We start from the raw sequence: 11,104 nt of genomic DNA, 5'->3' as shown, positions 1-11,104 counted from the left end.
TACCTGCCTGTCACGCAGGGGGTCGCGGGTTCGAGTCCCGTCCGTTCCGCCACTTATTTAAAATTAAGCCTGCTACATTAGCAGGCTTAATGATAAGAAAAATTAAGAAGTCTTTAGGGGCGTAGCTCAGTTGGTAGAGCACCGGTCTCCAAAACCGGGTGTCGCGAGTTCGAGTCTCTCCGCCCCTGCCATATATAATCCTTTGCTTAGGCAAAGGATTTTTTTTGCCCAAAATTTACCTTTCTGAAGGCCCATCGCTGTTCACTCCGGGCCGCTTATATTCCTTTACTATCAAAAAACGTTGTTTTTCAGTATGTCGCGAATTTGCGTTTGTTTGTCGCTATTTTGCAGCCAGATCGCGTATAAAGGCCGCGAAATTGATGAGCCATCAGCAACTGGGTATATGCCGTTTTGCACCTGCGCCCACGACGTTGGTAACCAGGTACAGCCTTTTAACGGCAGCAGTTGGCGATAGGCTAGACTTGCCGAACTGGTGGTCAACAACGGAATATCATCGCTGGCGATAAGCCCGGTTTCATGTTGTTGAAAATCTGCTCCCCACTCGAGGCGAAGGTAATTCAGATCGGCTTTGATGGTGGCCGGTGTCGCACAAAATAGTTCAAGGGTGAAATGTCCCAGCAGTTGGCTGCTGAATTCATCCATCTTTGGCGTTTCAGTGGTTATCAGCAGATCGAGCTGGCGCTCATGTAGCTGTTTCACCAGCGACTGTCGCTGTGCAATTCTCGCTTCAAACTGCAGGGCATCATCTGCCTGGTAGAGCCTTCCTAGCCACTCATTGAGCATGCACTCCCACAGCGAAGCGCTGGCGCCAATCGAAAACTCGTTATGTCGCGAGGTACTGGCGACCTCTTTACGTGCGGCCTGCCATGTACTCATCAGCGTCTCTGCGTAAGGGAGCAGCTTTTCTCCCGCTGCCGTCAGCCGTATGTTATTGCGGTGACGGGTAAATAAATTAACGCCAAGCTGATTTTCTAACTGACGAATACGAAAGCTCACCGCAGATTGTGTCAGATAGAGCGCTTCTGCGGCTCGCCCGAAGTGGCGAGTTCTGCTCACTTCGAGGAAAGTTTTCAGCAATTCGGTATCCACAGCTTTCTCCGCAAAATTTTTTGTCGTAATGATTTAAATCTTTTGTTTTACACTCTGTCAAGCGTATCTAATACTCCGCGCCATAAATAGCTCGGCCAAAGAATTAGGAGCGTGTAGGATGGCGGAAAGCTTTACGACGACTAATCGTTTTTTCGATAATAAAAATTATCCGCGCGGGTTCTCTCGTCATGGTGACTTCACCATCAAAGAGGCGCAGCTGCTGGAGCGTTATGGCTTTGCCTTTAACGAACTCGATCTTGGCAAGCGTGAGCCTGCAACCGATGAGGAACACCAGTTCGTCGCGGTATGCCGCGGTGAGCGTGAACCGGCTTCAGAAGCTGAACGCGTATGGCACAAGTATGTGACTCGCATTAAGCGTCCTAAGCGTTTCCATACGCTGTCCGGTGGTAAACCGCAGATGGAAGGCGCTGACGACTACACTGAAAGCGACGACTAAGAGAAAGGGGCTTCGGCCCCTTTTTTATTGCAGCAAGGTTTGCAGATGGCTGAGCATGCGGTCAATGCCGCGGTAGCTCAACGCTTCCTGCAAATGTCGACGCTCAATGGCGTCAACTCCCTCCATATCGGCCAACGTACGCGCAACCTTAAGCAGCCGCTGCCACGCGCGAATGGAAAGCCCCAGTTGCGTGAGCGTCTGCTCCAGCCACCGTGAATCCTCATCGCTGAGAACACAATGTACTCTTGCTTCACCGCTACCGAGATGAGCATTAAGCTTTCCCTGCCGGGAAAACTGTCGCTGATGGGCGGCAATCACGCGACATTGTACCTCATGGCTACTCTCTTCATGGCGAACGGGCTGGCTCAGCAATCCTGGCGGAGGCATGGGGATCTCAAGCGATAAATCGAAACGGTCGAGGAAAGGCCCCGACAGGCGATTGAGGTAGCGCAGCGTCTGTTCTGGCGTGCAGCGATTGTGTTTTCCCTCATAGTGCCCGGTCGGGCTGGGATTCATCGCAGCAATAAGCTGGAAGCGAGCAGGGTAGGTGATTTTGGCGCGCGTCCGTGAAATATGGATCTTGCCCGACTCGATAGGCTCCCGTAATGCATCCAGCACCCTGCGTTCAAACTCCGGTAATTCATCCAGAAACAGAATCCCGTTATGGGCCAGCGAGACCTCGCCAGGGGCAGGGATTGATCCTCCGCCCACCATCGCGGTTAACGAAGCGCTATGATGCGGCGCGCGAAAAGGTCGGCAACGCCACTCAGCCTGTACGCGACGACTATTTTCCAGACTGATGATAGCAGCACTTTCCAGCGCCTCGCGATCGTTGAGCGGCGGCAGTAGCCCTCTGAGTCTGGAGGCAAGCATGGTTTTCCCAGTGCCCGGTGGGCCAATCAGCAATAAATTATGCCCGCCCGCAGCGGTCACCTCTAACGCGCGCTTCCCCTGCTGCTGGCCGATGACTTCGCTCAGATCGTCAGCGGCCTCGGCAATGATGGGCATCTCCGCCGGTGGAAGCCGCAGTTCCTGCTTCCCTTCCAGAAACGCACAAACCTCCAGAAGATGGCTGGCGATGAGGCAATCATTGCCGCCGAGCAGCCCAACCAGCGGGGCATCGTCTTCGGAGAGCACTATCTGACGCCCGGCGCTGATGGCCTCCATTGCCGCAGAGATAGCCCCAGGAATGCCGCGTAACGCGCCTGTAAGCGCCAATTCACCCACGAACTCATATTGACCCAGTTTCTGGGTGCTAAGCTGCTCAGAAGCTGCCAGGAGCGCAATAGCGATAGGTAAATCATATCGACCACCTTCTTTCGGCAGGTCGGCGGGCGCCAGGTTGATGGTGATTTTTTTCGCCGGAAAGGTATAACCGCTATTGATGATTGCACTGCGAACCCGATCCCGGGACTCTTTGACGGTGGTTTCCGGCAGACCTACCATCACTAGCCCCGGCAGCCCTTGGCTGATATGGACTTCAATGGTAATAAGCGGCGCATTCACGCCGAGAGCTGCGCGCGTATAGACGACGGATAGTGACATAATTCCTCCCTGATGAAGGGCATTATGCATCGACCTGCTGTCGTATTAATCCGTTAATTCGCGTAGTTATGCGCCTTATTCCATCATTTTCTCTACTTTTCATGCATTTTCATTTATCACGGAAGCATGCACACATTTTTTTTACGTTATGGCCTTGCTCCCCCGCTTTTGCGCGTGGAGAACGTCAGATGGTGAAATATTTTCATTTCATATTTTTTCTATATAAAACAAATCTTTTTCTAATAATCCTTAGCATGGTAATCAATGGTGTCATAAAAAAAACTTGTGTATTTTGTGATGTCTGTGGTAACTCTGTAGGCATTCCTTCGAACAAGATGCAAGAATAGACAAAAATGACAGCCCTTCTACGAGTGATTAGCCTGGTCGTGATTAGCGTGGTGGTGATTATTATCCCACCGTGCGGGGCTGCACTTGGACGAGGAAAGGCTTAGAAATCAAGCCTTAACGAACTAAGACCCCCGCACCGAAAGGTCCGGGGGTTTTTTTATGACTAAAAAACAATAACGAGGAGCAGAGAATGACGAGTAGCACAAAATTCTGTTTCTTACGATCTAAGGCGGGGAACTAACTATGAATGGCGCACAGTGGGTAGTACATGCGTTGCGAGCGCAGGGAGTCGAAACGGTATTTGGGTATCCAGGTGGTGCCATTATGCCCGTTTACGACGCTCTGTATGACGGTGGCGTAGAACACCTGCTGTGTCGACACGAGCAGGGCGCGGCGATGGCGGCCATCGGCTATGCCCGTTCCACCGGTAAGACCGGCGTCTGTATCGCCACTTCAGGCCCAGGGGCAACTAACCTGATCACCGGCCTGGCGGACGCGCTGCTCGATTCCGTTCCCGTTGTTGCCATCACCGGCCAGGTTGCCGCACCGTTTATCGGGACGGACGCCTTTCAGGAAGTGGACGTCCTCGGTTTGTCGCTGGCCTGCACCAAACACAGTTTCCTGGTGCAATCCCTGGAAGAGCTGCCGCGCGTAATGGCTGAAGCTTTCCAGGTGGCAAACTCAGGCCGTCCAGGCCCGGTTCTGGTTGATATCCCTAAAGACATTCAGATTGCGCAGGGCGACCTTGACCCATTCTTCTCCACCGTAGAAAGCGACGACACTTTCCCGCATGACGAGATGGCGCAGGCGCAGCAGATGCTGGCCGAATCGCAGAAGCCAATGCTGTACGTCGGTGGTGGCGTGGGGATGGCACAGGCGGTTCCCGCGCTGCGTGAGTTTATGGCGGTCACGAACATGCCAGCGACCTGCACGCTGAAAGGCCTGGGCGCCGTGCCTGCGGATTATCCGTACTATCTCGGCATGCTGGGTATGCACGGTACCAAAGCGGCCAACCTGGCGGTGCAGGAGTGTGACTTGCTGATCGCCGTTGGCGCACGCTTTGATGACCGCGTAACCGGCAAGCTGAATACCTTCGCGCCGCATGCCAAAGTTATCCATATGGATATCGACCCGGCAGAAATGAACAAACTGCGGCAGGTGCACGTTGCGCTGCAGGGCGACCTGAATGCGCTGCTGCCCGCGCTGCAGCAACCGCTGGCGATCGACGCCTGGTGTGAACATAATGCGGCGATGCGCGCTGAGCACGACTGGCGTTACGACCATCCGGGCGAGGCTATCTACGCGCCGTTGCTGCTGAAGCAGCTCTCCAATCGTAAACCGGCGGAAAGCGTGGTGACCACCGATGTCGGCCAGCACCAGATGTGGTCCGCTCAGCACATGACCTACACCCGCCCGGAGAACTTCATCACCTCAAGCGGCTTAGGCACCATGGGCTTCGGGCTGCCGGCAGCCGTTGGCGCACAAGTAGCGCGCCCGAACGATACGGTAATCTGTATCTCCGGTGACGGCTCTTTCATGATGAACGTACAAGAGTTGGGCACCGTAAAACGCAAGCAGTTGCCGCTGAAGATCGTATTGCTCGACAACCAGCGGTTAGGGATGGTTCGACAATGGCAGCAACTGTTCTTCCAGGAACGTTATAGCGAAACCACCCTGACCGATAACCCCGATTTCCTCACGCTGGCCAGCGCCTTCGGCATCCCTGGCCAACACATCACCCGTAAAGACCAGGTAGAAGCGGCACTCGACACCATGCTCGCAAGCGAAGGCCCGTACCTGCTTCATGTCTCAATTGACGAACTTGAGAATGTCTGGCCACTGGTGCCGCCTGGCGCCAGCAACTCACAAATGCTGGAGAAATTATCATGATGCAACATCAGGTCAACGTGCAGGCCCGCTTCAATCCGGAAACCTTAGAACGCGTCTTACGTGTGGTTCGCCATCGCGGCTTTCAGATTTGCTCGATGAATATGGAAACGGCCAGCGATGCGCAGAATATAAATATTGAACTGACCGTTGCCAGCCCACGGTCGGTCGACTTACTGTTTAGTCAATTAAATAAACTGGTGGACGTGGCCTCGGTTGCCGTTCAGCAGTGTACAAGCACATCACAACAACAGATTCGCGCCTGAGCGCAATAGGAAGAGAAATGACGACGAAAAAAGCGGATTACATTTGGTTCAACGGTGAGATGGTGCGTTGGGAAGACGCGAAAGTACACGTCATGTCCCACGCGCTGCACTACGGTACCTCCGTATTTGAAGGCATCCGCTGCTACGACTCCCACAAAGGCCCAGTTGTTTTCCGCCACCGCGAACATATGCAGCGCCTGCGTGACTCCGCCAAAATCTACCGCTTCCCGGTTTCTCAGAGCGTTGACGAGCTGATGGAAGCCTGCCGCGAAGTGCTGCGTAAAAATAACCTGACCAGCGCCTATATCCGTCCGCTGGTCTTCGTCGGCGACGTGGGCATGGGCGTTAACCCGCCGGACGGCTACACCACTGACGTGATCATCGCGGCGTTCCCGTGGGGAGCATACCTGGGCGCAGAAGCGCTGGATCAGGGGATCGATGCCATGGTCTCTTCCTGGAACCGTGCCGCACCGAACACCATCCCAACGGCGGCAAAAGCGGGCGGTAACTACCTCTCCTCGCTGCTAGTGGGCAGCGAAGCACGCCGCCACGGCTATCAGGAAGGTATCGCGCTGGATGTGAACGGCTATCTGTCTGAAGGGGCGGGCGAAAACCTGTTTGAAGTGAAAGATGGTGTGATCTTTACCCCTCCGTTCACCTCGTCCGCGCTGCCGGGCATCACCCGTGACGCCATCATCAAGCTGGCGAAAGACCTCGGCATTGAAGTGCGCGAGCAGGTGCTGTCTCGTGAATCCCTGTACCTTGCAGATGAAGTATTCATGTCCGGTACCGCTGCTGAAATCACGCCGGTACGTAGCGTTGACGGTATCCAGGTAGGTGAAGGTCGCTGTGGCCCGGTCACCAAACGTGTTCAGCAAGCATTCTTTGGCCTCTTTACCGGTGAAACCGAAGATAAATGGGGTTGGTTGGATCAGGTTAATCCATAAGCATAAAAAGATGGGGTGTCACGCAACACCCCATTTAACAAGATAAAGACTGGGAGTACTAAAGCATGCCTAAATACCGTTCCGCCACCACCACTCACGGCCGCAATATGGCGGGCGCCCGCGCACTGTGGCGCGCCACCGGGATGACCGATGATGACTTCGGTAAACCGATTATTGCTGTCGTAAACTCGTTTACCCAGTTCGTGCCGGGCCACGTTCACCTGCGCGACCTCGGTAAACTGGTTGCTGAGCAGATCGAAGCCTCCGGCGGCGTTGCTAAAGAGTTCAATACCATTGCGGTGGATGATGGTATCGCTATGGGCCATGGCGGCATGCTTTACTCTCTGCCGTCGCGCGAACTGATTGCCGACTCCGTCGAGTATATGGTGAACGCCCACTGCGCCGATGCGATGGTCTGTATCTCCAACTGCGACAAAATCACCCCGGGGATGTTGATGGCCTCTTTGCGCCTGAACATTCCGGTTATCTTCGTTTCCGGCGGCCCGATGGAAGCCGGGAAAACCAAGCTCTCTGACAAAATCATTAAGCTCGACCTGGTCGATGCGATGATTCAGGGCGCGGACCCGAAAGTCTCTGACTCGCAGAGCGAGCAGGTTGAACGTTCCGCTTGCCCAACCTGCGGCTCCTGTTCCGGTATGTTCACCGCCAACTCGATGAACTGCCTGACTGAAGCGCTGGGCCTGTCTCAGCCGGGTAACGGCTCGCTGCTGGCCACCCACGCTGACCGTAAAGCACTGTTCCTCACCGCGGGCCAGCGCATCGTTGAGCTGACCAAACGCTACTACGAGCAGGATGATGCATCCGCACTGCCGCGCAACATCGCGTGCAAAGAAGCGTTTGAGAATGCCATGACGCTGGATATCGCCATGGGCGGCTCCACCAACACCGTTCTGCACCTGCTGGCAGCGGCGCAGGAAGCCGAAATTGACTTCACCATGAGCGATATCGATAAGCTGTCCCGCAAGGTTCCGCAGCTGTGTAAAGTGGCGCCAAGTACCCAGAAATACCATATGGAAGATGTGCACCGCGCCGGCGGCGTGCTGGGGATCCTCGGCGAGCTGGACCGCGCAGGCCTGCTGAACCGCGACGTGAAAAACGTGCTCGGCCTCTCCCTGCCGCAGACGCTGGAGCAGTACGACATCACCCTCACTCAGGACGACGCGGTCAAGAAAATGTTCCGCGCAGGCCCGGCCGGTATCCGTACGACTCAGGCGTTCTCGCAGGATTGCCGCTGGGATACGCTGGACGATGACCGTGCCGAAGGTTGTATCCGTTCTCTGGAGCATGCCTACAGCAAAGATGGCGGCCTGGCCGTGCTGTACGGTAACTTTGCGGAAAACGGCTGTATCGTAAAAACCGCAGGCGTGGATGACAGCATCCTTAAATTCACCGGCCCGGCGAAAGTGTACGAAAGCCAGGATGACGCGGTGGAAGCCATCCTCGGCGGCAAAGTTGTCGCAGGCGACGTGGTGGTCATTCGCTACGAAGGGCCGAAGGGCGGGCCGGGCATGCAGGAAATGCTCTACCCAACCACCTTCCTGAAATCGATGGGTCTCGGCAAAGCCTGCGCCCTGATCACCGATGGTCGTTTCTCCGGTGGTACCTCTGGCCTCTCTATCGGCCACGTTTCTCCGGAAGCGGCAAGCGGCGGCAATATCGCGATCATCGAAGATGGCGACATGATTGCTATCGATATCCCGAACCGTGGTATTCAGCTGCAGCTGAGCGACGCGGAAATTGCCGCACGTCGTGAAGCGCAGGAAGCCCGCGGCGAACAGGCGTGGACGCCGAAAAATCGTGAACGTCAGGTCTCCTTTGCCCTTCGCGCCTATGCTAGCCTGGCAACCAGCGCCGACAAAGGCGCCGTACGTGATAAATCGAAACTGGGTGGCTAATCATGGCAGATTCACAACCCCTATCCGGCTCCCCTGAGGGGGCCGAGTATCTCAGAGCGGTGCTACGCGCACCGGTCTATGAAGCGGTGCAGGTAACGCCGCTGCAGAAAATGGAAAAGATCTCTTCGCGCCTTGATAACGTGATTCTGGTGAAGCGCGAAGACCGCCAGCCGGTACACAGCTTCAAACTGCGCGGGGCCTACGCGATGATGGCGGGCCTGACGGCCGAGCAGAAATCGCATGGCGTGATCACCGCATCCGCGGGCAACCACGCGCAGGGCGTGGCGTTCTCATCCGCCCGGCTTGGCCTGAAATCGCTTATTGTCATGCCGGTTGCGACCGCCGACATCAAAGTCGATGCCGTACGCGGTTTTGGCGGCGAAGTGCTGCTACACGGCGCAAACTTTGACGAAGCGAAAGCCAAAGCCATTGAGCTGGCGCAGCAGCAGGGTTTCACCTGGGTTCCGCCTTTCGATCACCCGATGGTGATTGCCGGGCAGGGCACGCTAGCGCTGGAATTGTTGCAACAAGACGCTCACCTCGACCGCGTGTTTGTGCCGGTTGGCGGCGGCGGTCTGGCGGCGGGCGTGGCGGTGCTGATTAAACAGCTGATGCCGCAAATCAAAGTCATTGCCGTAGAAGCCGAAGATTCTGCCTGCCTGAAAGCGGCGCTGGATGCCGGTCATCCGGTTGACCTGCCGCGTGTGGGTCTCTTCGCTGAAGGCGTAGCGGTGAAGCGCATCGGTGATGAAACGTTCCGCCTGTGTCAGGAGTATCTCGACGATATCGTCACCGTCGATAGCGATGCTATCTGCGCGGCGATGAAAGACCTGTTCGAAGATGTGCGTGCGGTGGCGGAGCCTTCCGGGGCGCTGGCGCTGGCAGGCATGAAAAAATACATCGCCCAGCACAACATTCGCGGCGAACGCCTGGCGCACGTGCTCTCCGGCGCGAACGTTAACTTCCACGGCCTGCGCTACGTCTCTGAACGCTGCGAGCTGGGGGAGCAGCGTGAAGCGCTGCTGGCGGTGACGATTCCAGAAGAGAAGGGCAGCTTCCTGAAGTTCTGTCAGCTGCTGGGCGGGCGTTCGGTTACCGAGTTCAACTACCGTTTTGCCGATGCGAAAAATGCCTGCATTTTTGTTGGTGTTCGTCTGAGCCGAGGTCTGGAAGAGCGTAAAGAGATCCTGCAGTTGCTCAACGAGGGCGGCTACAGCGTGGTGGATCTCTCCGACGACGAAATGGCGAAGCTGCACGTACGCTATATGGTCGGTGGTCGTCCGTCTAAGCAGCTACAGGAACGCCTTTACAGCTTTGAGTTCCCGGAATCTCCGGGCGCGCTGCTGAAGTTCCTGCACACCTTAGGCACGCACTGGAATATCTCTCTGTTCCACTACCGCAGCCACGGCACTGACTATGGTCGCGTACTGGCAGCGTTTGAGCTTGGCGAGAACGAGCCGGACTTTGAAACCCGACTCAACGAACTGGGTTACGATTGTCATAACGAGACCAATAACCCTGCGTTCCGCTTCTTCCTCGCGGGCTAAGCGCCGCTTAACGGGAGATAATCTGTCTGGATTATCTCCCGATCTCCTTTTTATTTGTCGTAACCCGCCAAATTATTTCGCTGCCAACGAATCTCAACGATAAAAATGTGACGTAATTCATAATAAAGCGCTCACCGCGTTGCGCCAGCCTGCGCACATCTTTTGGGGGCAATATTTGTCGCTCGCTCGCTGTTCCTGAATTAACATTGTCTCTAGTTAATTCTTAGCGGTTAGAGAGGATATTCGGATGAGAACGGATATAATTGATGCCCCGAATGAAAGTGCGCAAGGATGTGAATATTTTACGCCTCAGCTCACATTTCTGGATAAACATTATAATAATTCCACGGACTTTTTTTCTTCGATATTTTTGCTGCTGAAAGAGCAAGGCTACGTCCGGGACTCTTTTCTTGACGCCATCATCGCCCGTGAAAAGGCGTACCCTACTGCGCTGCCAACGCTGCCGGTGGCTATCGCGCTTCCTCATACCGACCCTCAGCATGTTATTCGCCCCTTTATCTCCGTAACGCGGTTGTCGACGCCTATTGCCTGGCAGGAAATGGGCAATGATGACAACACGCTTTACGTTCATTTTATTGTTTTACTTGGTTTTGTTGACCACAGCAGCCACCTGACCGCGCTGCAAAAGCTCATGGACTGCCTTGCGGATGAGGAGGTTGTCCAGACCCTACGTGAAATAGACGATGTAGAAACCTTTCTCTGTACCCTCACATCAAGACTGCAATTAGATAAGGATTTATAAGATGAAAAAAGTCATTGTTGCATGTGGAAGCGGCGTTGCTACCTCACAAACGGTTGCCAGTAAAGTGACCCGCTTATTGAATGAACGTCAGCAGTCGCATATCAAAGTTGAAGTCATCGACCTGAAATCGCTTGATAGTCATATAAAAGACAGCGCGGCTTATATCGCCATCACCAAAGTTGATAAGCAATATCCTATCCCGGTAATTAACGGGATTGCTTTTTTGACCGGCATGGGGATGGAGCAGGAATTACAAAAGGTCATTGATGCCTGTAAATAAGGTGTAGCTCTTTAATCCGTATAATTATTTTAGTGGAG

General features: G+C 54.8%; 11 protein-coding genes and 1 tRNA gene. 10 read left to right on the top strand and 2 right to left on the bottom strand.

The window, feature by feature from the left end; all coding sequences use genetic code 11:
- The first annotated feature begins 115 nt into the window (after positions 1-115).
- Positions 116-191 (top strand) — tRNA-Trp (locus V6944_RS20145).
- Positions 192-291: 100 nt separating this feature from the next.
- Here V6944_RS20145 and hdfR read toward each other — a convergent pair.
- The gene (gene hdfR / locus V6944_RS20140; protein ID WP_333500234.1) at positions 292-1,110 is read right to left on the bottom strand and encodes an HTH-type transcriptional regulator HdfR; all 819 of its coding nucleotides are present in this window, start codon (positions 1,108-1,110) and stop codon (positions 292-294) included.
- A gap of 118 nt (positions 1,111-1,228) precedes the next feature.
- Between hdfR and V6944_RS20135 the strand changes: the two genes are divergently transcribed.
- Positions 1,229-1,567 (top strand): DUF413 domain-containing protein, encoded by a 339-nt coding sequence (locus V6944_RS20135; RefSeq protein ID WP_035896409.1) that lies wholly within the window; start codon positions 1,229-1,231, stop codon positions 1,565-1,567.
- Between the two features lie 24 nt (positions 1,568-1,591).
- Here the strand turns inward: V6944_RS20135 and V6944_RS20130 are convergent, their stop codons facing one another.
- Positions 1,592-3,112 carry a YifB family Mg chelatase-like AAA ATPase gene (locus V6944_RS20130; protein WP_333500233.1) on the bottom strand — a complete coding sequence of 507 codons (1,521 nt, stop codon included), beginning with the start codon at positions 3,110-3,112 and terminating at the stop codon, positions 1,592-1,594.
- Between the two features lie 353 nt (positions 3,113-3,465).
- Here V6944_RS20130 and ilvL point away from each other — a divergent pair, with 353 nt between their 5' ends.
- The 8 genes from ilvL (at position 3,466) to V6944_RS20090 (ending at position 11,066) form a co-directional block, all read left to right on the top strand.
- Entirely contained in the window at positions 3,466-3,564 is a 99-nt protein-coding gene (gene ilvL / locus V6944_RS20125) for an ilv operon leader peptide (protein ID WP_001311244.1), read from the top strand.
- A 139-nt stretch (positions 3,565-3,703) separates the two neighbouring features.
- Positions 3,704-5,350, top strand: coding sequence for an acetolactate synthase 2 catalytic subunit (gene ilvG, locus V6944_RS20120; protein ID WP_333500232.1), 1,647 nt, complete (start codon positions 3,704-3,706; stop codon positions 5,348-5,350).
- Positions 5,347-5,613: an acetolactate synthase 2 small subunit gene (gene ilvM / locus V6944_RS20115; RefSeq protein WP_040118523.1), complete on the top strand. Its 267-nt coding sequence runs from the start codon at positions 5,347-5,349 to the stop codon at positions 5,611-5,613. Before ilvG ends, ilvM begins: the two co-directional genes overlap by 4 nt.
- Before the next feature lie 17 nt (positions 5,614-5,630).
- Positions 5,631-6,560 carry a branched-chain-amino-acid transaminase gene (ilvE, locus tag V6944_RS20110; protein ID WP_035896405.1) on the top strand — a complete coding sequence of 310 codons (930 nt, stop codon included), beginning with the start codon at positions 5,631-5,633 and terminating at the stop codon, positions 6,558-6,560.
- Between the two features lie 65 nt (positions 6,561-6,625).
- Entirely contained in the window at positions 6,626-8,476 is a 1,851-nt protein-coding gene (gene ilvD, locus V6944_RS20105) for a dihydroxy-acid dehydratase (protein ID WP_333500231.1), read from the top strand.
- A 2-nt stretch (positions 8,477-8,478) separates the two neighbouring features.
- Positions 8,479-10,023, top strand: a complete 1,545-nt coding sequence (gene ilvA, locus V6944_RS20100; RefSeq protein WP_333500230.1) for a threonine ammonia-lyase, biosynthetic — start codon at positions 8,479-8,481, stop codon at positions 10,021-10,023.
- A 247-nt stretch (positions 10,024-10,270) separates the two neighbouring features.
- Entirely contained in the window at positions 10,271-10,786 is a 516-nt protein-coding gene (locus V6944_RS20095) for a PTS sugar transporter subunit IIA (RefSeq protein ID WP_333500229.1), read from the top strand.
- 1 nt (position 10,787) lies between these two features.
- Positions 10,788-11,066 carry a PTS sugar transporter subunit IIB gene (locus tag V6944_RS20090; RefSeq protein WP_035896401.1) on the top strand — a complete coding sequence of 93 codons (279 nt, stop codon included), beginning with the start codon at positions 10,788-10,790 and terminating at the stop codon, positions 11,064-11,066.
- Positions 11,067-11,104 lie beyond the last annotated feature (38 nt).

This window comes from Kluyvera sp. CHPC 1.2972, from assembly GCF_036759925.1.
GTDB lineage: Bacteria > Pseudomonadota > Gammaproteobacteria > Enterobacterales > Enterobacteriaceae > Kluyvera.
The sequence above is the reverse complement of the archived record's forward strand: the minus strand, read 5'-3'. Positions and strand labels throughout refer to the sequence as shown.